Source organism: Arthrobacter sp. V1I7 (assembly GCF_030817015.1).
Taxonomy (GTDB): domain Bacteria; phylum Actinomycetota; class Actinomycetes; order Actinomycetales; family Micrococcaceae; genus Arthrobacter.
Window position 1 is genome coordinate 1,731,059 of record NZ_JAUSYS010000001.1, and the last position, 22,076, is coordinate 1,753,134.

The 22,076-nt window shown below is 64.6% G+C and carries 19 protein-coding genes and 2 pseudogenes; 12 read left to right on the forward strand and 9 right to left on the reverse strand.

Annotated features, from left to right (window positions below; genetic code table 11):
* Positions 1 to 1,174 precede the first annotated feature (1,174 nt).
* The 5 genes and pseudogenes from QFZ69_RS08105 to QFZ69_RS08125 all read left to right on the forward strand — a co-directional run bounded on the left by QFZ69_RS08105 (position 1,175) and on the right by QFZ69_RS08125 (position 4,643).
* On the forward strand, positions 1,175 to 1,423 hold the full coding sequence (locus QFZ69_RS08105; RefSeq protein ID WP_306917121.1) for an SCO4226 family nickel-binding protein: 249 nt from the start codon (positions 1,175 to 1,177) through the stop codon (positions 1,421 to 1,423).
* Positions 1,424 to 1,530: 107 nt separating this feature from the next.
* Positions 1,531 to 1,911, forward strand: a complete 381-nt coding sequence (locus tag QFZ69_RS08110) for a hypothetical protein (RefSeq protein ID WP_306917123.1) — start codon at positions 1,531 to 1,533, stop codon at positions 1,909 to 1,911.
* Positions 1,912 to 2,990: 1,079 nt separating this feature from the next.
* Positions 2,991 to 3,932, forward strand: coding sequence for a PLP-dependent cysteine synthase family protein (locus QFZ69_RS08115; RefSeq protein ID WP_306917125.1), 942 nt, complete (start codon positions 2,991 to 2,993; stop codon positions 3,930 to 3,932).
* Between the two features lie 39 nt (positions 3,933 to 3,971).
* Positions 3,972 to 4,352, forward strand: a pseudogene (locus QFZ69_RS08120) (transposase); the annotation flags it as partial.
* A 150-nt stretch (positions 4,353 to 4,502) separates the two neighbouring features.
* Positions 4,503 to 4,643 (forward strand): hypothetical protein, encoded by a 141-nt coding sequence (locus tag QFZ69_RS08125; RefSeq protein ID WP_306917128.1) that lies wholly within the window; start codon positions 4,503 to 4,505, stop codon positions 4,641 to 4,643.
* On the opposite strand, the gene QFZ69_RS23295 is transcribed toward QFZ69_RS08125, so the two are convergent.
* Entirely contained in the window at positions 4,612 to 4,734 is a 123-nt protein-coding gene (locus QFZ69_RS23295) for a transposase (RefSeq protein ID WP_373461831.1), read from the reverse strand. The genes QFZ69_RS08125 and QFZ69_RS23295 overlap by 32 nt on opposite strands.
* Positions 4,735 to 5,397: 663 nt before the next feature.
* On the opposite strand from QFZ69_RS23295, the pseudogene QFZ69_RS23300 reads away from it, so the two are divergent.
* Together QFZ69_RS23300 and QFZ69_RS23305 are read left to right on the forward strand one after the other, a co-directional pair.
* Positions 5,398 to 5,937 (forward strand): annotated as a pseudogene (locus QFZ69_RS23300) (plasmid pRiA4b ORF-3 family protein); the annotation flags it as partial.
* Positions 5,921 to 6,205, forward strand: coding sequence for a hypothetical protein (locus QFZ69_RS23305; protein ID WP_373461832.1), 285 nt, complete (start codon positions 5,921 to 5,923; stop codon positions 6,203 to 6,205). The pseudogene QFZ69_RS23300 and the gene QFZ69_RS23305, both read left to right, overlap by 17 nt.
* 235 nt (positions 6,206 to 6,440) lie before the next feature.
* Here the strand turns inward: QFZ69_RS23305 and QFZ69_RS08135 are convergent, their stop codons facing one another.
* From QFZ69_RS08135 to QFZ69_RS08155, 5 genes are all read right to left on the reverse strand, one after another.
* The gene (locus QFZ69_RS08135; RefSeq protein WP_306917132.1) at positions 6,441 to 7,124 is read right to left on the reverse strand and encodes a response regulator transcription factor; all 684 of its coding nucleotides are present in this window, start codon (positions 7,122 to 7,124) and stop codon (positions 6,441 to 6,443) included.
* Positions 7,117 to 8,493, reverse strand: coding sequence for a sensor histidine kinase (locus QFZ69_RS08140; RefSeq protein WP_306917134.1), 1,377 nt, complete (start codon positions 8,491 to 8,493; stop codon positions 7,117 to 7,119). Before QFZ69_RS08140 ends, QFZ69_RS08135 begins: the two co-directional genes overlap by 8 nt.
* Before the next feature lie 230 nt (positions 8,494 to 8,723).
* Positions 8,724 to 10,949 (reverse strand): ABC transporter permease, encoded by a 2,226-nt coding sequence (locus tag QFZ69_RS08145; protein ID WP_306917136.1) that lies wholly within the window; start codon positions 10,947 to 10,949, stop codon positions 8,724 to 8,726.
* Positions 10,946 to 11,659 (reverse strand): ABC transporter ATP-binding protein, encoded by a 714-nt coding sequence (locus QFZ69_RS08150; RefSeq protein ID WP_306917140.1) that lies wholly within the window; start codon positions 11,657 to 11,659, stop codon positions 10,946 to 10,948. Before QFZ69_RS08150 ends, QFZ69_RS08145 begins: the two co-directional genes overlap by 4 nt.
* Positions 11,656 to 12,180: a PadR family transcriptional regulator gene (locus QFZ69_RS08155; RefSeq protein WP_306917143.1), complete on the reverse strand. Its 525-nt coding sequence runs from the start codon at positions 12,178 to 12,180 to the stop codon at positions 11,656 to 11,658. Before QFZ69_RS08155 ends, QFZ69_RS08150 begins: the two co-directional genes overlap by 4 nt.
* A 214-nt stretch (positions 12,181 to 12,394) precedes the next feature.
* Between QFZ69_RS08155 and QFZ69_RS08160 the strand changes: the two genes are divergently transcribed.
* Positions 12,395 to 12,805 (forward strand): hypothetical protein, encoded by a 411-nt coding sequence (locus QFZ69_RS08160; protein ID WP_306917144.1) that lies wholly within the window; start codon positions 12,395 to 12,397, stop codon positions 12,803 to 12,805.
* 302 nt (positions 12,806 to 13,107) lie between these two features.
* On the opposite strand, the gene QFZ69_RS08165 is transcribed toward QFZ69_RS08160, so the two are convergent.
* Together QFZ69_RS08165 and QFZ69_RS08170 are read right to left on the reverse strand one after the other, a co-directional pair.
* Positions 13,108 to 14,397, reverse strand: coding sequence for an MFS transporter (locus QFZ69_RS08165; RefSeq protein ID WP_306917145.1), 1,290 nt, complete (start codon positions 14,395 to 14,397; stop codon positions 13,108 to 13,110).
* A 25-nt stretch (positions 14,398 to 14,422) separates the two neighbouring features.
* Positions 14,423 to 15,682: a M20 family metallopeptidase gene (locus QFZ69_RS08170; RefSeq protein WP_306917147.1), complete on the reverse strand. Its 1,260-nt coding sequence runs from the start codon at positions 15,680 to 15,682 to the stop codon at positions 14,423 to 14,425.
* Between the two features lie 127 nt (positions 15,683 to 15,809).
* On the opposite strand from QFZ69_RS08170, the gene QFZ69_RS08175 reads away from it, so the two are divergent.
* On the forward strand, positions 15,810 to 16,844 hold the full coding sequence (locus tag QFZ69_RS08175; RefSeq protein WP_373461833.1) for an Lrp/AsnC family transcriptional regulator: 1,035 nt from the start codon (positions 15,810 to 15,812) through the stop codon (positions 16,842 to 16,844).
* A 268-nt stretch (positions 16,845 to 17,112) separates the two neighbouring features.
* On the opposite strand, the gene QFZ69_RS08180 is transcribed toward QFZ69_RS08175, so the two are convergent.
* Positions 17,113 to 18,153, reverse strand: a complete 1,041-nt coding sequence (locus QFZ69_RS08180) for a LacI family DNA-binding transcriptional regulator (RefSeq protein ID WP_306917153.1) — start codon at positions 18,151 to 18,153, stop codon at positions 17,113 to 17,115.
* A 247-nt stretch (positions 18,154 to 18,400) separates the two neighbouring features.
* Here QFZ69_RS08180 and QFZ69_RS08185 point away from each other — a divergent pair, with 247 nt between their 5' ends.
* From QFZ69_RS08185 to QFZ69_RS08195, 3 genes are all read left to right on the forward strand, one after another.
* On the forward strand, positions 18,401 to 19,249 hold the full coding sequence (locus QFZ69_RS08185) for a sugar phosphate isomerase/epimerase (RefSeq protein WP_306917155.1): 849 nt from the start codon (positions 18,401 to 18,403) through the stop codon (positions 19,247 to 19,249).
* On the forward strand, positions 19,246 to 20,256 hold the full coding sequence (locus QFZ69_RS08190; RefSeq protein WP_306917156.1) for a Gfo/Idh/MocA family protein: 1,011 nt from the start codon (positions 19,246 to 19,248) through the stop codon (positions 20,254 to 20,256). Before QFZ69_RS08185 ends, QFZ69_RS08190 begins: the two co-directional genes overlap by 4 nt.
* Positions 20,257 to 20,492: 236 nt before the next feature.
* The gene (locus QFZ69_RS08195) at positions 20,493 to 22,031 is read left to right on the forward strand and encodes an ABC transporter substrate-binding protein (RefSeq protein ID WP_306917159.1); all 1,539 of its coding nucleotides are present in this window, start codon (positions 20,493 to 20,495) and stop codon (positions 22,029 to 22,031) included.
* Positions 22,032 to 22,076: the final 45 nt, after the last annotated feature.

A 22,076-nucleotide genomic window follows, 5' to 3' on the forward strand; every position in this document is an offset into this window, starting at 1 on the left:
GATGTTTAGTTTGCTGAGGTCACCTCCGAGCTTGTCGAAATAGAAGAGGTCCCCTTCCGAACGTCCAGACTGAACGAACCATCCTGGGAGATGGGGGAGGCTCAACCCGGCGCCAGGATCTGATCGCTGATTTCAATATGGCCCTCATCGTCCAAGCCCAATTAAAGGACCCGTTGACTTAGGAATTGCCGGGATTTTCCGTCATAGGAATCAAGACGTCACGAGCTGCAGTAATTGCTCACTGAGGACCTCACTCGTTGCTGCCCGCAGGGACTCGATATGCCGGGGACAGGCGCATGCAGACCCACAGGGATACTAGCGCCTGAAATTCGCCGATAACATCCCGAACGACTTTCGCTACGGATACAACATCGGAGTTGTCCACCAGCGATTTCCAGCTTGCCACGGAATTATCACCCCTATATTGCTTACAAGAGGATTTCAGCCAGTCGTTAGGGGCGAATAGTGGGGGTTGTATGGCCCTTGGATTTCCTCGCGAACGCGTCGGCCCATCGAGGTCATTACGATGACGGTGCGAAAGTTTCCTCTCTCCATGCCTTCAGATCGGCTAGGGCTGTCGGGCCGGTCATGATGCTCTGAGAAGGCAGTCTCGGGTTCGACGGCGACGATCTCCGCGTCCAGGGGCGGCACGTTGGCGATGATGCGGCGGACGAACACTCGGGCGGGTTCGGCGGTCGTGAAGTTTTAGATGCTGCCGCCCACGTTGCCGATGTTGCACTGAAGGTTCCCGTACGTTGTCCCTTCAGCGGGACACGGCCTGCAGCGATGTCGATGGCGCGGCGGACCGCGGCAACATCTTCCGCCAGTTGCCCGGTCAGGGTTGCCGGGCCGGTTTCCCGGACATAGTGGCAAACTTCGATTGTGCCGCTGTCGGTCGGGTTTTCACTGATGCACAGCAGCTCCGGCATCCGACGGCAGTAAATCTGCGTGGCGTCCGGACTCTTGGGCATAGATGAGCGGCGGAGGGCTATTCGCCACCCGGCGCTCGGCCCCTCAGAGCCTGACCGGTCTGCCAGAGGCCGAAGCCGCATCCACCCACAAAAATGTCCCTGAACCCTGTTAGTACTGACATCTTGACGACGCACTGGCACGAGTCTAGCGTCGGAATTATCCCTCCAACGGCCCACGTCGGCCACGGCTAAGGAGCGTTATCATGGCGGAATTTATGGACATTCACCACAACATGAAGGGGCTTACCAAGGAAGACCTGAAAGCGGCTCACGAGGCAGACCTTGCTATTCAGGCCGAGGAAAACGTCGTATTCAAGAGTGCGTGGGCTGACCCTGAGGCTGGCGTGGTTTACTGCCTGTCCGAGGCGCCTTCCGCGGACGCAGTGAAGCGCATTCACGAACGCACCGGTCACCCTGCGGACGAGGTGCATCCGGTTCCGCTCTCAGTTTGATACTGCTGTCCTGCCGCCCCTTGGGGGCTTTAGCTGTCGTATGGGGCACCTCAACTGAAGAAACGAATCTGGGCGGTCCTCGGCAACGCGGCTGCCCCCGGTGTGCCATGACCTGGCTCTCCCAGGAAATCGGCAACCCCGCCTTGGCTATGCTTCTGTCCGAGCGCCACGGATCCCGAGGCCGGGCTTCCGGCCTCCGGCTCAACATCCAATGTCTCTTCGATGGCCGGCAGGAAGTCGTCCACGTTTATACCGTCAGGGTCACCGGTGGTGCCTCCCCGACAAATGAGTGCCGGTCAATGTTCGGTGACGATTCGCGTTGGATTACGGCTGAAGACTATCCGCACAGGCTCGCTCTTGCCATTATGGATTCCATCTTCTCGACAGGTTCGCACTTCCAAAGTGTCATCAACGTCGTGGTGCGTACCGGGCGTACCGGCTCGGTCAGCGTGGTGACGCTGACCGGGACGACACCAAAGAATTGCTGACTACTTTTGAAGAAGCAGGGTGGCTGGTAGTCGGTTTTGTCGCTCATGCGATGGCCACAACATCCACGATGGCGCGGAGATCCACATGGTCCTGCGACGCGGGCCCGCGGCAATGGCCTCAATGTTGAACTGGGATTCATAGATGGCGGCGTCCTCGAAGCAGCGATTGCAGCGCCTCGGCCGCGGCCGTTATTCAAGAAGCGCTTCCTCATCCCCGCCGGAGTCTTGGTGCTTGGCATCGCCATGGGCGCCTGCCCCGGCGGCTCCAAGCCTTCCCCAGATGCCGACTCGGCGGCCGTGGCCTCGGCGATGGCCGCAGCAGCACCGGCCACATCAGCGGCTGTGTACCGGCGAAGACCGCCGCGCCCGCCGTCGGCGTTCCGTTCAGCGTTAAGATGCGCAACGACAGTTTTGCGGACGGGGCATACACGAATCTAGGTCCCAGCCTCTGTAAGGGATTTTCGCGGCGGGGGAGCGGCTCGAGCGTGTCGCGGTGGGGGAGTCGGGTAGTCCTTGAGCACCTCCAAGCGCTCGCCGATGTCAACCATGACTCCTTACACGCTGTGGTCCGGCGCGAGGTCGTCGAAGCGTCGTTTTGATCACTATGTAGCATCAGCAGCTGCACAAATGACAGGGGTTTCCCCGGAGTGCTCGCAAACGCTCTGGGGACTCGCCGAGGTGGACGGTGCGGGATCGGCCGGGCCTAGTGTTGCCGGCTACGCCGTCGTTCAGTCGCATGCGGGCAGGAGCTGGGCGATCAGGTACGCGATCTGCCTGAAGCGGGCCCAGGTCTTCGCCCAGTGTGAATGCCCACGTTTGCTTGGGCCCTGACAGTGGCCAGGCAATAAGCTACTTTAGAATACTCGTCGATACCGGTAGTACCTGCGATCCCGACACAGATCCCGTAGCGGAAGTGTCACAGTCCGACTACACGCGTCATTCGTGCTGGCTTATTGGCCATTGAGATGCGATGGAAACTGAGTGGGCAAACCGGACTTGACGGGATATGTTTGCTCCCTCACCGGTATGCACTATCCGGATACCACCAAGATGCTTGCGTAAGGCGAGAAGGCGACGGCATGGAAGGCATAAAGGACCTTGGTCCCGGGGTCCTCGCAGCAATTGGCTCTACGCCCCTGGTTGAGCTGCAAAGCATAGTCCCTACGGGATCGGCGCGAATACTGGCCAAGCTGGAATGGGCGAATCCGACCGGAAGCATGAAGGACCGGATGGCGCTGGCAGCCATTAATGGTGCTGCGGAACGTGGCGAGATAAGACCGGGGGACACCGTCGTCGAATACACGGCAGGCACAACCGGCATCTCCCTGGCCCTCGTCTGTGCGGCAAAAGGGTACAAGCTTCACGTCGTCTTCTCTGACGCCTTCAGCAACGAGAAACGACGCACCATGGAGGCCTTCGGGGCAATAGTGGAGGATGTGCCCAGCGACCAGGGACGGATCACCGAGAAGCTGATCAAAGCGATGATTGCCAGGGCGGGCGAAGTGAGCACCCAGCCGGGCCACTGGCCCTGCGACCAACTCAACAACCATGACGCCATCAATGGATACCTGCCCTTGGGTGAGGAAATCTGGCAGCAGTCAGGCGGGCGGGTAGATGCCCTTGTCCAATCCGTCGGTACCGCCCACTCCATCCACGGCGCGGCCCGCGCCCTTCGCAGCCATCAACCACGGCTTCAGGTCATTGCTGTGGAGCCAGCCGAGTCGGCGGTACTGTCGGGAGGGCCGACAGGATCCCATCGCATAGAAGGGATCGGTATCGGCTTTATCCCGCCGCTGTGGGAACCGCAGGAGGTCGATGAGGTCGACCAAGTGTCCTCTGAGGAAGCGATTGATATGGCCCGTCGGCTCGCCCGGGAGGAAGGTATTTTCGCCGGTACCTCGTCCGGGGGAAACGTTGTTGCGGCTCTTCGAGCGGCTAAGCGGCTTGGGCCGGAAGCAACCGTGGCCACGGTTATTGTCGACTCCGGCCTCCGTTATTTGAGCACTGGCCTGTATGGTTAGCCGGTCTCCAACACCGGCAACACGAAGCTTCACAGGCTCGGCTTCGGTCCCGTCCTCGCCGCGGAGTTTCTCGCCGCCACCGGCGGGGACCTCACCGTTTTTCAAAGGGCGGACCGGTTCGCCGGCGTCGCCGGACTCGCCCCCGCACCCCGGGATTCGGGCAGGATCACCGGCAACCACCACCGCCCCCGGCGCTACGACCGAAGGCTGCTCCGCGTCTTCTACCTCTCCGGCCTTTCGGCGCTGAAGAGGTGCCCCGCATCATGGGCCTACTACGACCGCAAACGCGACGAGGGCAAAACCCATATCCAGGCGCTCCTCTCCCTCGCCAGACGACGCCTGAACGTCCTCTGGGCCATGCTCTGCGACGGCACCACCTACACCCCACTATCCGCAGGGGCGTCATCCATGGCGGCCTGACGAGAAACTCCTGCGGCGTCGACCGCCCGAACGTGTGAAGCGCAGGGCTATATCGGGTGGTTTCGGCAGCGGCTTTTTGGCGCGTGCCTGGAGCAAGCCGGACTACTGGGGGCATGTCGGGGCGAGGGTGCTGTTGGTCATGAGCCGCTGATGGAACGCGGCCAGCCGTGGGTCCATGGTCCGGGCGACGCTGCCGGCCTGGTAGAAGGCCAGGCGCTGCGGCGCGGTCCTTCCTTGCTGATGGCGCGGTGCGACTGGTTCATTGTCCCGGAGGACCAGTTCGAGGGGTAATGCCTACGTAGTCGGCTGCTTTCTTGGCGCTGTCGAACCTGGAGCCGTCGCCGACGTAGGCGCGGATGCAGGGACCGTTTGCCGGGCCCATGCCGGGCAGGGACAGGATCAGGGGTCATCGTCGTAGAGATGCTCCCACCACTGGCGTGTATGGAGGTGAGGCGCTCCACCCGGGCGCGGGACTCCTGAAGGTCGGCCAGGTGTTCGGTGACGTCGACGGCCAGCGCATCCAGGTCCAGGTGACCGTCCCAGAAATCCGCCGACCACCCACCTCAGCGGGGGTGCTTAAGAGATACAGGCCCATTAGGGCTATCAAGGGACCAGCGGACGCAGGGTTTACCGAAGGTTTTTCGCTTACGTTGACTCAAGGCGGGACTAAGCGCAACGCAGCCGGTCTCCTGTCAGCGACAAGGAGATAGCGATGGATATGTCAGCTTCAGGAAGCCGATCAGCGAGCAGCCGTCAAAGACGGCGCAGGTGGGTGGCGGCCGTGCTGGGCGTGGACTCCGGAGACTTCCTGACCGGCGGGGCCTCGGAGCGGCTGCAGGAGATCACCTATTTCATTGACTGCTTCCTGGAGACGGCTGTGCTCGGTTACGATCCGACGCTGCCGTGGGAAAAGCCGGTCGCCGGGCTGCAGGCATCCATCCTGATCGCTGCGACGACGGCGGACCCGCCGCTGCTGGAACGCGTCCTAAATACCGCAGACCACGCGCCGGAAGCGCACAGAATGATGGCCGGCCTGCTGGCCAACATGGCCGTGGAGCGTCTGGAAGCGCTGGCCGAGCTGGGGCTGCTGACCATCGACACCCATTTCCGGGTGCCGCCGGCGCTCGTCGGCTGCTTTGCCCATGTGTTCGACAACGTCCGGGTGCTCGCGGACCTGGGCCTCGCGGAGGCCCCCGACGATGCGGATTTTGAACCGACAAGTGCTGAGTCTGCAGCTCTTCAGTCGTCCGTGACGGCGGCTCAGCCGGCTGCCACCTCAACTTTGCAGCTGAAGATCATGCTCAAGAATTCAAAGCCGCCCATCTGGCGGCGGGTTCTGGTTCCTGCCGGGATGCCGCTGACCCAGCTGCACCAGGTGATCCAGGCACTGTTCGGCTGGCTGGACTACCACCTGCACCAATTCCAGACCGGCGGATTCGACGGCCCCACCTATGCGCCGGTGGACCCGGAGGGCGAGGATGATTTCTACGGCGAACCTTCTCTCGACGAGTCGACGGTGACTGTCGGCGAATTGCTGCCAGCCGCGGGCAGCGTCATGACGTACACATATGACTTCGGCGACGACTGGGTGCACGCCCATCACGGTAGAGAAAATTCTAGCGAACGACGGCGGCGGGGAGCTGCCGCGGAGCACCGCGGGGCGCGGTGCCGCCCCGGCGGAAGACAGCGGCGGCACCTGGGGCTGGTCGAACATCGTCCAGGCCGTCAACGATCCGGGCCACGAGGAGCACGAGGAATACCGGGAGTGGCTGGGACTGCAACCGGGCGAGACGGTGGACCCCAAAGCCTTTGATGTGGACCAGGCCAACGAGGATCTGGCAGATCTCTTCTGACGGCTAGCCGAAACGGCGTCCGCCACTGCGGGGTGCCGCTGTCCCTTTTGGCCCCCCCGAGTGACCGGAGGTCCTTCTGGCCTGTCGAGTGAAAGTTCGGGCTTCGAGTCCGCTGATGCGTGGCAGCGTGGCGGCGAATTCCTCCGGCAGCGACTTCACAGCATTGCTCTCTCAGCATCTGTCCGCGCAGGCCCGCACGCAGACGCGTGCGGGGCTGTTTTCACGTTCTGCCTGTTCAGGCGCCCAAAAGGCGGCGTTCGTGGGCGAAGGCGACGAGCTGGAGCCGGGTGCGGAGTTCCAGCTTGTCCAGCACGCTGCGCAGGTGGGTTTTTATGGTGGCTTCGGAGACGAACAGGCTCTCGGCCATTTCGCCATTGCTCAGGCCCTTCGCCGCGAGCAGAAAGACGTCCCGCTCCCGCACCGAGAGGACATTGAGAACGGACAGGTCCGGGCCCGCGGCCGGAGCACTGCGGGCGGCATGCTCGAAGAGGGAGTGGATGGATCCTGGTGCGATCACGGAGTAGCCGGAGTGAACGGTGCGGATGGCCGCGAGCAGGAATTCCGGTTCCGCACTCTTGAGCAGATACCCGCTGGCCCCGGCCTGCACGGCCTGGACCACGGCCTGATCGCGATTGAAGGTGGTCAGGGCAATGATCCTGGGCTTGTCGGTGCCGACCGCATCGGCCTGCTGCACGATTCGCCGGGTGGCTTCGACTCCATCCAGGACAGGCATCCGCAGGTCCATCAGCATGACATCGGGCCGCCGTTCGGTTGCCAGGGCTACCGCCTGTTCGCCGTCGCCGGCCTCTCCGGAGAGTTCCATGTCCTCCTGGCTCTCCACGAGCATGCGGATGCCTGCACGGAACAGGGGCTGGTCATCCACCAGGGCCACGGTGATGCGTGACCCGGCGTCAGCCACGGTCGTCCGCTTCCGGGTCAGGCCCCGCCGGCCGGGGCAGGCCTCCTGCGGCCGTCACCGGTCCGGCTTCCGCACCCGCAGTTTCTGGAAGAGAGCCCCCGGTATCGGTGCCGGCCGCAGTGTCGCCCGGTCTGGGTTCCCGGGTTCCGTAGGGGATGAAGACCGTCACGCGGAAGTGTTCGCCGTCGGGCCCGGCCGTGAGCCAGCCGCCGGCGAGATGGGCCCGTTCGCGCATACCGGGAAGTCCGCGGCCGACCCGGGGTGGGGCCGGATCGGCGGCGTCTTCCGGGCCGATGCCGGCTATTTCCGAGGCCACGTGCAGGGTGAGGCCGGGCCCGGTCCAGTCAAAGTGGAGCCGAACATCGGTGCCGCGGCCGCCGTGTTTGAGGGCATTGGTCAGGCATTCCTGAACGATCCGGAAGACCGCCACCTGTTGGCCCGTCGAGAGCTCCACGGCCGCCCCGGATTCGCTGCGGTGGATGTTCAGACTGCCGCGCTGCATGCCCTCAATCAGCGCCTTGAGATCGCTTAGCCGCGGTTGGGGCGTGACCATGCCGTCATCGCGGACTCCTTCAATGACGCGTTGGGCATCGACCAGCGCGCTGCGGGCCGATCGGGCGATGGTGTCCAAGGCGTTGAGGACGGCCTTGGGCTGGTCCTTGCTCAGGTAGCGGGTTCCGTCCGCCTGCGCGGCGATGACCGCCAGGGAATGGGCGAGGACGTCGTGGAGATCGCGGGCGATGCGTGTCCGCTCCTGCTCCACGACCAGGCTGATCTCGGTTTCCTTCAGGCTGCTCTGGGCCAGCTCACGGGCCCGGAAAAGGCTGCCCCGTTCCTGGTACAGCGCCAGCAGAAGTCCGACGGCGGCGCAGGCGCCGGCGATCAGCAGGAGGAGCGCGAACAACTGCCAGCCATACCTCATGAACATCGGCCTGTCACCGGAATTCATGGGCATGTACCAGCCGACGCCGCCGCCGTATCTCCACGAGAGCATGAGGAAGGTCATGAGGGCCACGAACACCAGATTGGCGCCCGCCGCGATGTACCGCATCCGCCGTGGTGCGGTCCACAGGATGAAGCCAAGCGCGACAAAGGAGCCCAGGTAGATGGCCCAGTGATTGGAATACATCGGAGGCAGGGCATAACTTAACTGTCCGGCAAGGAGTGCAACCGTGAACCCGAGCGACACCAGCGGTTTCCAGGTGGCCGTAGCAACGGCCAGCGTCATCAGCGCCAGCGGCCAGTTCCCTGACCAAGTCAGCCAGGACCCTCCCATCCTGCCGGCCTCGGCCACACACCACAGGGAGAAGAAGATGACGGCCGCCACGGGGGCGCCCCAACGCCGTGCAAATTTCAGAACTGATTCCATGTCTGTCACCATATCCGCGGCCATCACTGCTTCTGCCGGTATCGCTGCAATCTCAACCTAAAAGCCAGATGATTCATTCTTTGAGCCAGTTTCCGGGCCCTGCTCCCGGACTCACAATGCTTCCGCCCCGCGGGCCATCCCTCTCACCGTCGCAGCGCGTGGTCAGGTGTTGCGGATCCACACCGCCTACCGCATGAGGATGGACCGACGTTCTTGCGGGTGCGGCGCTTTCATTCGAAGCGGGTAGCAGCCAATGCGGTATGTCCCCTGAGGAGGCTGAATGTTGCTATGACCGCACTGAGGGCCAGGAGAAGGCTCAGGGCCAAGGCCGCGAAGTAGTCCGGCGCAGGCCAGGTCATCCGATAGGTGTCGTTGATGCCGGTGACCATCAGCCACGCCACAAAGAACCCGAGTCCGATCGAGAGCAGCAGCACGGTCAGGAGCGGAACGGCAGCCTCGCGGCTGATGATCCGGCGCAGGACGGATACCGGCATGCCCATCAACCGCATCAGGCCGAGGACTCTTTTTCGGTCCAGGACAGCGGAGGCAGTGGAGACGGCCAGGGACATGCCAGCGATTGCGATCGCCACGAACATGCCGAGGTAGGCGAGCACCGCCAGTCCCTGAACAAGGCGCGTTGGGCTCTGCAGCTCGTTGTCCAAGGAGGAGGTGGCGGGATGCGCAGTGACGCCTGAGCTGTTCAAAAGAGTCCGCGCACGGTCCATGGCCTCGGGGGTCCCGTCGGTGCCGACCACCACTACGACCGGTACCAGGCCATTCAGGCTGTCGACGGGAGCAGGGGTCAGCGGCAGCGGCTGCTCTGTCCAGAGGCGGAGGAACGACGAATCGACGGCAACGATCTCTGTCCTTGGGATTTCCTCGAAACCCAAACCAGGAGCATCCGCGGCGCGAAAGTAGGTTTTAGGGCCGGCATTCCCTTCTGAGAGGGCTGCGGCGCCGTAGCCGATGGTGGCGTTCCGGACTCCGGGCAGTTCCTTGGCCTGGCGCATGGCCTCCGACACCTGAGCCGGAGTGTGTCCGGCGCCAACTGTCGCGTGGAGACTGGTGGGCTGGAGCAAACCCGGTCGCGCCGGCGGCGCCTCTGTTGATTGGATGATGCTGGATGCTCCGGCGAAGACGGAGACAACGAACACTGCGACAACCAGACCCGATACGGAGCGGAATGTCGCGACCGGGGTTCTTTGGATCCGGCTGGCGGCAATGACTGCCGCCGCGCTGCGCGCCTGGCGTAGCCCGATCCGGCTCGTCAGCCGCGTCAGCCACGGTCCGATGACCACTATGCCCGCCAGGATCAGCGCAAAACCGCCGACGAGCAGCGGCAGCTCAAGCAAAGGTGAGCGCAGTTGCGGGATCCGGGTGATCCCGACTGCCATCATCATGGCGACCAGCCCAGTCAGCAACGGCACGATCCGCCATACGGTGGGCGTTTTTTCATGTACGGACCGCGTCACCCCAATGCCTGCCCGAGCAGTGCGGTATCCGGCCACCAGGGCCGAGGCCGTCACGACCAGCCCGACGACGGCGGCGGCGGCCAACCAGCCAGTGGCCAGATCGGCGGTGAACATCCTGGTGCCGTTGACCGGTATCTGGGCCGTAGCCGGTCTCAGCAGGGTGGCCAGGACGACGCCGAAGATCGCGCCGATCAGACTGGGGACGGCGGTTTCGACGGCGGCGATCCGCGAGACTGTCTGTGGGGATGCGCCGATCAGCCGCAGGGTCGCGAAGCGCTCCCGGCGCTGGGCTGCACCCAGGCCGGTGACAATGCTGATCAGCAGCAGAACGGGGAAGAACACCGCAATGGCCCCGATGAGCAGCACCGTGCTGTAGGCGGCCGCGCTGCCTCCATAGGGGTTGGTGGTGAACCCTGACACCAGGGACGCCCTCCCGCCCTGGCGGAGTTCGGATTCCGTGGCGCCGGTGATGACGATCAGGGAATCCGGGCCGGGCAGGGCAGCATCGTCAATCGTGCCGGCGAACTGCCCGAAGCGGTCTCCGAGCTGGTCCCGGGGCGTTGACTCGATCAGGCGCTGGAGGGCCGGGGAGGCATAGTACTGGCCCGGCGCCGGAGGGTTTCCGATCCCGGGAATCTGAACGGTCGTCGTCGAAAGCGCTGCGAAGTTGCGGCGGTTGATCAGTTGGTCGCGGAAGACCTCCACCGGGTTGGTCTCCATGAGCACCGTGTCTGCGGTCAGCGGCACCGGTGTTGCCGGTCCGGAAGCGGACGGATCGCCGGCTGCCACCGGAACGGACACTGAGGACATCCCGGTTTCGCGCAGCCAGGCACCGCGGTCATCGCGGGCGCTCAAACCGTTGGCGCCGCCCCACAGCAGCAACAACAGGCACACTCCGACAGCGACCCCTCCGGCGATTCCGGCGAGCCTGCCGTAGGCGGACCGGCTGCCGACGACGGCCAGTTTGAGCAACCCGGGATTCACGCGGACACCCGGTAGCCGGCGCCGATCACGCCGTCGCGCACCATGACTTCCCGGTCCGCATACGCGGCGGTGCGCGCATCGTGCGTGATCATCACCACCGTCGTCCCTGCGTCGCGGACAAGCTCGAGCATGAGCGTCAGCACGTTCTCGGATGCGAGGGAATCCAGGGAGCCGGTGGGCTCATCGGCGAACAGCACGGCGGGGGAGGTCACGAGCGCGCGGGCAACGGCGACGCGTTGGGCCTGTCCACCGGACAGTTCACCGGGCAGTTTCGCTGCCATCCCCTCCAGACCGAGGCGTTCCAGCAGGTCCGCTGACCGGCGCAGCGCCTCCGGCCGCCTGGTCCCGGCCAGCAGCAGCGGGATGCTGACGTTATCCACCGCTGTGAGCTCCGGCAGCAACTGGCCGAACTGAAAGACGAACCCGAAATCGGTCAGCCGCAGCCGGGCCCGTTTCGGCTCAGCGAGGGCGCTGATCTCCATCGGGGACCGGCCGGCGGGACTGTACGTCACCGAACCGCCGTCCGGCGCGAGCACACCGGCCAGGCAATGCAGCAGCGTGGACTTGCCGGATCCGGAGGGGCCCATGACGGCGAGCACTTCGCCGCGATGGACGTCGAGGTCGATCCCGCGCAGCGCGTCGGTCGGTCCGAAGGAGTGGAACAGGCCGCGGGCGCTGAGGATGGGTGCAGCGGTGTCCTTGGTTCTCATTTCTGGAGCTCCTTCTTGAGTTGTGTCAGGCGGGCGCTGGTGAGTTCGATCCAGCGCAGGTCGGCTTCGATGTGGAACAGGCCGTGGTCACACATCAGGACCTGCAGCAGGTCCGCGTCCTGCTTCAGGCGGGTCAGTTCACGCATGCGGGCCATATGCTCGGCGCGCTGGACGTCCAGCAGCCGGTCGGCGTCGTCGTCGAGCAGCAGGGCGATCACTGTCTTGGCGAACAGCTCGCTCTGCATGGTCTCGGAGGGAACGTCGGGGGTGAACAGCCAGCGGCGCACCTTGTCCTGGCCGGCGGCCGTGATCTCATACTTCTTCCGGTCCGGGCCGCCGCCGGTCTCCTCTCCCAAAGCGCGGATCAGTTCATCACGGATCATCCGGGCCAGGGTGGAATACACCTGACCGAAGGCCAAGGGCTTCCCGGTTCCGAAGTAGCGGTCATAGGAGTGCTTGAGGTCGTAGCCGTAGCTGGGCTGGCGGCTGAGGAGGCCCAGAAGGGTGAGGGAGTTGTTCACACCCCCATCTATACACTGAGTGAATAGTCCGACGCCAGTTAACTGGAGAAACCAGTGATCTAGGAAATACGACGCCGGTCCCCGGGCTGGATGAACAGGCATCGGTGCTCGGCCGCGGTAAATCCGTACGCCGCTCCCCGCCGCCGGGCTTACAAGCCCCCAAGAGGGCACAGCGGCCCTACTCCATGGGGGCGCGAATGCATAGCCTTGGAGTATGGAAGAACTTCAAGACCGGAGCATCGAGGAACCCGCATTGTCCGCCACCACGGTGTTCGCCAGCCTCGCGGAGCTGCGGGATGCTCCCGGCTACAGCCCGAAGGCAATCACCGAGCGGCTCATAAATTCGCTCGGCAGTGACGCGGCGGCACCCCTTCTGGGCGTCAGCCAGGAACTTTTGAACCGCTGGGCGTCCGGCCGGGATGCACCGGATGCGGAGGGACGGCTCCAGCTTGCGGACCTGGATGCCCTCGTAGGCCATCTGCACAGTGCTTTCACGCCGGCGCAGGCGATGATCTGGATGTGCGGGTACAACGGGCACCTCGGCGCCCGGCCGATCGATGTGTACCGCACCCAGGGATCGGCGCCGGTGATCGGAGCAATCCGCGCCCATGCCCACGGAGCTTGACCGGCCCTGCCCGAGGCGCCACAAGCAGCCCTACATCTGCAGGCCGTGCCCGTTTCTGATCGAGCCAGGCACGGTCCATCCCGGTGAACCTTAGGGTTTCCTCCTGCGTCCACCACGGCGATGTTCATGGCAGGGCCTATTTCGCGGGACTGGAACTGTCCCGCTCAGGTTACCTGAGCAGGACAGTTTCACGGCGGGTATATGCGATGCTCCGAAGGCAGCAAGCTTAAGGGAATTTTCGGGGCGGGGGAGGAACCCGAAAGTGTAGCGGTCATGGCTCGGCGGGATCCGGAGGGCGCCCGCTAATGTGTCAGGTCCTTGCCTTTGGTCTCGGGGAGGGTGAAGATGAATGCCGCGCTGACCGCGAGCAGTGCCACCGCGTACACGTTGAACAGGTTGGGCAACTGGAGCGTCGTGCCGAGCCACTGCTGGAGGTAGGGCGCGGTCCCGCCGAACAGCGCCACGCAGATGGAATACGGAACACCCACGCCCACCGTACGGATGCTGGTGGGGAACAGTTCCGCATAGACAGCCGGCACGATGGCCGCGCTCGCAGCGATGAAAATCAGCATCACGGACATGCCCACGGCGAGCTGCCACGCCGAATCCTTCAGCAGCCACGTCATGGGGAAGTGCATGACGGCGGACCCGACGGCCCCGGCCCACAGGACCTTCTTGCGCCCGATCCGGTCCGACAGCTTCCCCCAGAAGGGGAGGGCGGCAATGAACACGATGTTGCCGATGACGCCGGCCCACAGTGCTTCTCCGCGGTCGATCTTCAGGGCGGTGGTGGCATAGCTTGGGGCCACAACGCCCCAGATGTAGTAGATCACCGTGAGGCCCACCGTCAGGCCGATCACCTGCAGGGCCTGCTTGCGGTAGCGGACAACCTGGGGCCAGATCGGGGCGCGCTTCTCCGTGGCCGACTCGCCCTCGAAAGCCTCCGTCTCGTGCAGCCTGGACCGCATGATCAGCGCATACAGGCCCATGGCGGCGCCGATCAGGAACGGGATCCGCCAGCCCCACGCGTTCATGGCCTCGGCGCTCAGCGCCATGTTCAGGACCGCCCCCAACAATGTTCCGAACAGGATGCCCACGGTGCCGGAGGTGTAGATCAGCGTGGCCCAGAACCCGCGGTGCTCTTTGGGCGCCATTTCCGCGAGATAAGTTTGTGACGACGGCAACTCACCGCCGTGGGCCAGGCCCTGGACGAGCCGCGCCACCAGCAGCATGAGTGACGCCCAGGCGCCGACGCTCGCAAAGGTCGGGGCGACGCCGATCATCAGGCTGCCCAGCGACGCCAGGCCGACGGCCAGCGTCATGGAGGCCTTGCGGCCCACGCGGTCGCCGATCCAGCCGAAGAGGAATCCGCCGAACGGGCGTGCGACGAAGCCGACGGCGAAAATCGCCAGGGTGGACAGCACGGCCGACGCCGGATCCGACTTACTGAACAGCTGGCTGGCGATGAAGGGGGTGAAAGTCGCGTAGATGGCCCAGTCGTACCATTCGACGGCGTTTCCGATACCGGTGCCGACGAGGGTCTTCCGGGTGGACACGCGGTTCGCGCTCTGCGCGTTGGTGATGGCGGTCATGGTTTTTCTCCCTGTGGTGGGCGGGCTAGGAGGCTTGTGTTGCGGTCGGAGCGTCGGCCGGAGAAGTGGCAGCGAGCGCCGCCAAACGGGAAATGGCGAGTTCCGCGTAGAGGGCGGCCCCGTCGGCCAGCACGCCGTCGTCGAACGTTGCGTACGGCGAGTGGTTGAACGGCGAGGTGGCATGGTCGGTGCCCTGGGGCACCGCGCTCAGGCCGACGAACGTGCCCGGCACTTCGGCGAGCACGCGGGAGAAATCCTCGGATCCGCCCAGCGGGGTGGCCCAGCGCGTCAGCCGTGATCCGCCGAACAGGCCGGCGATGACCTTTTCCGCTGTGTGGGTTTCATCCTCGTCTGTGATGGTGAGCGGATACTCCTGCTGGTAATCCACGTCGACGTCGAGGCCGTGAGCGGCGGCGATTCCCCGGAGCAGCCGCGGCACAAAGTCCATCATTTTCTGCCGGGACTCTTCGGAGAAGGTCCGGATGGTGGCTTCGATGCGCGCGGTTTCCGGGATGACATTCCGCTTGGTGCCGGCGTGGAGGACGCCCACGGACAGGACCACGGGGTCGAACATGTTGAACTGGCGGGTGACCATGACCTGCAGGGCCGTCACCATTTCGGCCGCGGCCGGAACCGGGTCCTTGGCCGCATGCGGGGTGGAGCCGTGGCCGCCGGCACCAAGCACGGTGACGACCAGCCCGTCGGAGGCGCTCAGCATGACGCCCGGCTTCGTGCAGAACGTGCCGTACGGCTCCAGCGAGGAGAACACGTGCATGCCGTAGGCGGCATCGACCCGCCGGCCGGGGGCGTCGAGGACGCCCTCGCGGATCATGTAGCTCGCACCGTCGAAACCTTCCTCGCCCGGCTGGAACATCAGCACGACGTCGCCGGTCAGTTGGTGCCGGCGTTCCGCCAGCAGCGTGGCCGCTCCTGCCAGCATGGACGTGTGCAGATCGTGGCCGCAGGCGTGCATGGCGCCGTCGATCGTGGAGGTGTACTCGACGCCGGTCTTTTCCTGGACGGGCAGCCCGTCCATGTCCGCGCGCAGGAGCACGGCGGGCCGGTCAGCCCCGGCCGCAGCGCCGGGTCCGCCGCCGCGGAGGACCGCGGTGACCGACGTCGTCTCCTTGCCCAGGATGATTTCGTAGGGCAGCCCGTCCAGGGCCCTGAGGACCTTTTCCTGGGTTCGCGGCAGCTGCAGGCCGATCTCGGGTTCGCGGTGCAAGCCGCGGCGGAGCCGGGAAAGGTCCGGCTGTAGCTCCCGGGCGTCTGCGGTAATCGGCACGTGTGCTCCTCATCTGTGGTTCAGGCTCTGTGGTCTATTCTGAAGTGGCGTACTTCACAAGGAGCTGAAGTGCTGGAAAAATACATTTCTAATGGCCGGCAGGCAGGATTTATGCAGGGAGGGACGCTTGGATCTCAGCGAGGAAGACCTGGCACTGATCAACGCCCTGCAGATCGAACCACGCCTGAGCTGGGCGGACGCCGCAGGGATTCTTGGTGTCCATGCGACCACGCTGGCGGCCCGCTGGGAGCGGTTGCGGTCCGGGGGAGTCTCCTGGGTCACGGCGCATTTGATCGGTGACCCGAAGCAGATGTGCCTCGCGTTTGTGGCCGTGGACTGCGAGATGAACCAAAGGGAAAACGTCACGGCCCAGCTGGCTGCGATGCCGCAGATCGTCACGATAGAAGAGGCGGCGAGTAACCGGGACCTGATGCTGACTGTCATTACCGGATCGCTGGAGGAGTTCAGCACCAGGGTGGCGTCACGGCTGAAGGACATTGACGGCCTGCTCAAGTACCAGACCGCACTGTGCACGCGGCTGCACACAGGGGGTTATGCCTGGCGGCTGAACGTACTGAGCCGTGCCCAGCAGGCATCCCTCCGGGCGCTGGGGAGATCCCTGCCACCGGACGCAGAACGTCCCGGCGCGGTGCGGGCGCCGCTGCCGGCAAGCCATCTGGACCTCCTGCCCTTTCTTGCGAAGGATGGACGTGCGACGGCGGCCGACATCGCACGTGCGCTTGGCCGGAATCCGGCGACCGTCCAGCGCCAGCTGAACCGCGTGCTCACCAGCGGGATCTTGTCCCTGCGATGTGAGATGGCGCAAAAATACTCGTCCTTTCCAGTCACCTGTCAGTGGTTCGTCCGCGTCCCGGCAGGCCAGCACGACGCCGCCGCGGCCGCTATCCGGACCATCCGGAATGTGCGCCTCAGCGCCTCAACCACGGGCCCCACGAATTTTGTGATCATCATGTGGCTCCAGTCCCTGGCCGCCGTTATGGATGCGGAACTGGCCCTGCAGCAGAAGGTCCCCGGCATTGAACTGGTGGAGAGTGTGGTCATGCTCAGCACGGTCAAGCGCGTCGGCTGGATGCTGAACCCGGATTCGACGGCGAGCGGTGCCATCGTCGTGACCGCAGGAGGACCGGAGCCGGCGGATTAGCGGGCAGCGGCGGCACAACCATCGAAATCAACTACTTCGCCGGAATCCGCGAAGCCGTCTATCAATGCTCGCTCCCGCTCGCCATCCGCTGGATAGAAATAGCCGGTTAGAAATGGCCGGCGCGACCCGTGGCAACGAGGCCGGCGTGATCCCCTCCTCGAAGATCGCCGCGAGCTCGGCCAAAACTCCACGCTATTTCTGTGCAACGAGGGCAGATCATCCCGCACGGCTTGCGGAACACGCTTCCTGGGACAGCGGCTGGCAGCGGTCAGCTGCGTATCTCAGTGCCGGCCGGCTTGTCCGTAGCGGGTCCCGTCGAGCCGCGGACAGTGAGGTGGGTGGGCATCACTGACCGGCTGCGCGTAGCGCCGCCCGAGAGGGGATTGAGCTGGGCGAGCAGCATCGACACGGCCACGCGCCCGACCTGCTCGATCGGGGAGGTCATAGTCGTAAGGGGCGGGTTGCAGAAGTCGGCACCGAAGATGTCGTCGCAGCCCACAATGCTCATGTCCGCCGGGACGCGGAGGCCTCGTTCGCGGAGGCGCTGGAGCATCCCGATCGCGATCAGATCGTTGAATGTGATGCACGCCGTCACGCCGCTGTGGACGGCGGCGTCCGCCGCGGCCGCGCCAGCCTGTGTCTTCGGCGCGAAGGGCCCGAGCTTGCGGACTTCGACTCCGCGCTCGTCCGCGGCTTCGGAAAGCGCCGCCCATCGCCGCGTGCTGGACTGGGAAGTGACCGGACCCGCTATGTAGGCCACCCGGGTGTGGCCCAGCGAGACCAAATGATCAAGGGCCTGGCTGGTCGCCGTCGGTGTATCGATGATGACCGCCGGCACGCCGCGGACATCCCGGTTGACAGTGACCAGGGGCATCTTCGCCGCAGCGGCAAGCAGGTCATCATCACTCAGCCTTGAGGCCGCCACAATGAGCCCCTCGGCCCCCTTGCGCAGCTGCTCCATTGCGCTGGCTTCAACTTCATCCGACTCCTCCGTGTCCACCAGCAACTGGGTGTAGCCGGCAGCTTTGAGCTGGAGCTGGGTTCCTCTGATGAGATCGAAATAGAAGGGGTTGGTGATGTCCGGGACCAGTACCCCCACAGCGCCGGTCCGGCCGGAGCTCAATGCCTTTGCCTGGCTGTTGGGTGTGTACCGCAGCTGGGCGGCCGCGGCCTCGATGCGCTCCCGCGTGCGGAAGTTCACCCGGTCCGGTGTGGAGAGCGCCCGGGAAACCGTCGATGCGGCCACCCCGCACAGTGCTGCGATGTCGTGGATGGTGGCGGGACGGTTGATTCCGGCCTGTGCAGCCATGGCCTTCACCTCTGTTCGTGTTGACGCGCTCGTGTTGACGCCGTGCCGGAAGTCGCCAGGTGACTCACGCCACCACGCCAATGGATTAAGGTTGCCACACGACCGGGAGGTTGGCAATCGGTTGTCAAAATTCTGCAGGACAAACTAGACTGGCTTCAACACCTCAAGGATGTGAACTGAGTCACCGGGCGCCGGGAGCCGACCCTACGGCGGTCCGCCACCGGTGGCCTAACCCAAGGAGTACTCCATGACCGAAGCATTGACCGCCGTCTGGCCGCTCTCCGGATTCGGCGACGAAGTTGACCCCGACCCGGCCGTGCAGGCGGCCGTTCTGCTGGCCCTGGGCGCGAGCCATATCGAAGTCCGCAGCGCCTGGGGCACCAACGTCTCTGAGCTGGATCCCCACCAGGTGGGCACGCTCAAGGCCATCCTTGATTCGAAGGGCCTCGGGGTTTCTGCGGTTGCGAGCCCGATCGGGAAAGTGGATGTCAGCCTTCCGGTGGAGCACGAGCTGGAACGCCTCCGCCGGATCATTGGCGTGGCCAAGGCACTCGACACCGGCTACATACGCATTTTTTCGTTCTACCGCGGTGCCGGGCAGAGCCCGGCGGATATTAGGGACGATGTCCTGACCCGGATGGCGGCGCTGGCCGACGAAGCCGCGGCAGCCGGCGTCGTGCTCCTGCATGAAAACGAGAAGGGCATCTACGGCGATACCCCGGAGCGCGTGCTGGACATCATGGAATCCGTGAATTCCCCGGCATTGAGGATCGCGTGGGACAACGCCAACTTTGTCCAGGTAGGCGTCAAACCGTACACCGAGGGCTATCTCATGCTGCGCCCGTACCTTGAGTACTTCCAGGTGAAGGATGCGATCCTGGCGACCGGCGAGGTGGTGCCGGCAGGGGAGGGCGACGGCGAGCTGGATGCCACCATCGCCGCCCTGAAGGCCGACGGATTCGCCGGGTTCGCCTCGCTCGAACCGCACTTGGCCAGCGCCCATGAACTGGGCGGCTTCTCCGGCCCGGGAGCCTTTGGCGCCGCTGCCCGGGCCTTCGCCGGGCTCGCTGCCAAGAACGGCGTGACGCTCTCATGACGGTCAGGGCGGCAGTAATCGGCTGCGGGGATGTGTCGTCCGTGCACTTCGGGGCCATCGCAAAGCTTGAAGACGTCGAACTCGTTGCCGTCTGCGACACGGACCCGGGACGGCTTGCTGCAGCCGTAGCGGGCTATGGCGTGCCCGGCTTCGCCGACCATCTCAGCCTGCTGGCGAAGCTGAACCCGGACGTGGTCCACATCAGCACCCCGCACCACCAGCACGCGGCGCCGGCAGCCGACTGCCTCGAGCGCGGCGTGAACGTCATCGTGGAAAAACCGTTGGCGCACACCCTGGCCGAGGGGCACCGGCTGATGGAAGCCACCGCCGGCAGCAGCGCCAAGATCGCCGTGTGCTTCCAAAACCGCTACAACGCGACCTCCCAGGCCATGCATGCGCTCCTGTCATCCGGGGAGTTGGGCGCTGTCCTCGGGGCGTCCGCCACCGTGATGTGGCAGCGAAGTGCCGAGTACTACCTGAACCGGCCCTGGCGCGGGAGCTGGGCCGGCGGCGGCGGCGGCCTGATGATGAACCAGGCCATCCACACGGTGGACCTGCTGCAGTGGCTGGTGGGGGACGTGGTGTCGCTGAGCGGCAACGCGTCCACACGCTTCCTGCGTGGGGCCATCGAGGTTGAGGACACCGCCGAATTCGTGGCCGAGCATGCCGGAGGTGCCCGGAGTGCCTTCTATGCCACCCTGGCAAATGCCGTGAACGCCCCCGTCACGCTCGACATCGTCACGGAGCAGGCCACCCTGAGCCTGCGCGGCGACCTCACTGTGACTCATCAGGACGGGCGCGTCGAGGTGGTGCCCGAACGCCTGGCGGAGTCCGGCGGCAGGGCCTACTGGGGCGTCTCCCATGAGCTCCTGATAGCCGATTTCTATGCCCGTCTGGGCGAGGACGGCCCGTTCTGGATCGACCCTTCCGAGGCCGCGAAATCGCTGCGGATCGTCAAGGAGATCTACCGGCAAAGCTACCCGGAGTTACACGACATCGTATGCTGACGCCTTCGTCTTCGCCCGCGGAGTCCAGCGCTCGCGCCGGCCGTGTCTCACGGCAGAACTTGCGCCTGCCTATCCGCGGACCCGGCGCCCCAGAAGCGTCCGAGTATCTTTGACAATCGGTTGCCAAGGCTGGCAACACTGCGTACTGTAATCACAACCGGTGGATGTGTCCCAGGCCACACGCGGAATCAATTCAAGACTCGTCAAGATGTTCCAAGGACTCATAGGAGCCAACAATGAAGTTAGGTCCCAAGGCGGTAGCAACTGCCATCACCGTCAGCGCGGCTCTCGCGCTGACTGCCTGCGGAGGCAACGCAAACTCCGGCAACGCAAACTCCGGCGCCGGAGCGCCGGCCGCAACGGCCCTCACCCTCGGAACCATTCAGGACGTGCGTTCCTGGGATCCGGCACAGGCTCACGTGGGCCATGTGCTCCAGCCCTACCAGGCCGCCTATGATTCCCTGGTCCTGCGGGAACCGGACGGCAAGCTGAGTCCCATGCTGGCCACGGCATGGAAGTACAACGCCACCGATACAGTGCTCACCGTCGATCTCCGGACGGATGTCACCTTCAGTGACGGTGCGAAGTTTGACGCCGAGGCAGCCAAAGCCAATCTGGACCACTTCAAGAACGCGAACGGCCCGCAGATGGCCCAGCTCGGCGCTGTTTCCGAGGTGAAGGTGGTGGATGCCGATACTATCGATCTCAGCCTGACCGCCCCGGACCCGTCGCTGGAGTTCTACCTCAGCCAGGCTGCCGGCCTGATGGGAAGCCCGAAGGCGTTGGGGACCGAAGGTATCAAAACCGAGCCCGTCGGAAGCGGTCCGTACGTGATGGACAAGGCTTCCACGGTGAAGGATTCCCAGACCGTGTTCACCGCCCGCGAAGGCTACTGGAACAAGGACCTGCAAAAGTTCAGCAAACTCACCCTGAAGATCCTGGCGGATCCGACCGCCCGGACCAATGCCCTGGTTTCCGGTCAGATTGATGCCACGCTGCTCGATCCGAAGACGGGCAAGCAGGCAGAGGGCGCCAAAATGAAGCTGGCCAGTAACCAGGTGGACTGGCAGGGGCTGCTCCTGTTCGACCGTGACGGCGCCAAGAACCCGGCCCTGAAAGACGTCCGTGTCCGCCAGGCCATCAACTACGCGTTTGACCGCAAGACAATCCTCGACCAGGTGATGCTGGGACAGGGAACACCGACGTCGCAGCCGTTCGGCAAGGAAAGCGGCGCCTGGGTGGAAGAACTGGAGAACAAGTATTCCTACGATCCGGCCAAGGCAAAGGCTCTCCTCAAGGAGGCCGGCTACGAGTCGGGGCTGACCCTCGAGGTTCCGGCCATCCCGATGTTCGAGACCCAGATTTCAGTGGTCAAGCAGCAGTTGGCGGACATTGGCATCACGCTGAACCTGGGCGCGGCACTGACCAACACCTTCACCAGTGACATTGCGGCCCAGAAGTTCAACGCCATGTACTTCTCGCTCTTCCAGGGTGAACCGTGGGTAGCCATCAACCAGATTGTCTCCACCAAGGCGCTCTACAACCCGTTCAAGAACGCCCCCACGGAGCTGCAGGCCAAGATCGACGCGGTCCAGACCGGCGGCACGGACGCAGCCAAGCTGGCCCAGGAAGTCAACAAGTACGTCGTGGACCAGGCATGGTTCGCCCCGCTGTTCAGGGTCAACCAGATGTACTTCCACAACACCAAGGTCACCGTCGCGCCGCAGATTCAGCAGGCCGTCCCGTCAATCTACAACTACTCGCCGGCCAAGTAGTTCCGCGCCAGCAGCCCTCCGGTTTCGGCAGCCGTCCGCAAGGGC

Excerpts from the sequence above, each read along its gene's own strand:
- QFZ69_RS08180 (WP_306917153.1), bottom strand. The coding sequence starts at position 18,153 with ATGGCTGCACAGGCCGGAATCAACCGTCCCGCCACCATCCACGACATC.
- QFZ69_RS08185 (WP_306917155.1), top strand. The coding sequence starts at position 18,401 with ATGACCGAAGCATTGACCGCCGTCTGGCCGCTCTCCGGATTCGGCGAC.
- QFZ69_RS23295 (WP_373461831.1), bottom strand. The coding sequence starts at position 4,734 with ATGGGCCCGGCAAACGGTCCCTGCATCCGCGCCTACGTCGGCGACGGC.
- QFZ69_RS08125 (WP_306917128.1), top strand. The coding sequence starts at position 4,503 with ATGGAACGCGGCCAGCCGTGGGTCCATGGTCCGGGCGACGCTGCCGGC.
- QFZ69_RS08140 (WP_306917134.1), bottom strand. The coding sequence starts at position 8,493 with ATGGAATCAGTTCTGAAATTTGCACGGCGTTGGGGCGCCCCCGTGGCG.
- QFZ69_RS08105 (WP_306917121.1), top strand. The coding sequence starts at position 1,175 with ATGGCGGAATTTATGGACATTCACCACAACATGAAGGGGCTTACCAAG.
- QFZ69_RS23305 (WP_373461832.1), top strand. The coding sequence starts at position 5,921 with ATGACTTCGGCGACGACTGGGTGCACGCCCATCACGGTAGAGAAAATT.
- QFZ69_RS08190 (WP_306917156.1), top strand. The coding sequence starts at position 19,246 with ATGACGGTCAGGGCGGCAGTAATCGGCTGCGGGGATGTGTCGTCCGTG.
- QFZ69_RS08195 (WP_306917159.1), top strand. The coding sequence starts at position 20,493 with ATGAAGTTAGGTCCCAAGGCGGTAGCAACTGCCATCACCGTCAGCGCG.
- QFZ69_RS08160 (WP_306917144.1), top strand. The coding sequence starts at position 12,395 with ATGGAAGAACTTCAAGACCGGAGCATCGAGGAACCCGCATTGTCCGCC.
- QFZ69_RS08165 (WP_306917145.1), bottom strand. The coding sequence starts at position 14,397 with ATGACCGCCATCACCAACGCGCAGAGCGCGAACCGCGTGTCCACCCGG.
- QFZ69_RS08110 (WP_306917123.1), top strand. The coding sequence starts at position 1,531 with ATGACCTGGCTCTCCCAGGAAATCGGCAACCCCGCCTTGGCTATGCTT.
- QFZ69_RS08115 (WP_306917125.1), top strand. The coding sequence starts at position 2,991 with ATGGAAGGCATAAAGGACCTTGGTCCCGGGGTCCTCGCAGCAATTGGC.
- QFZ69_RS08150 (WP_306917140.1), bottom strand. The coding sequence starts at position 11,659 with ATGAGAACCAAGGACACCGCTGCACCCATCCTCAGCGCCCGCGGCCTG.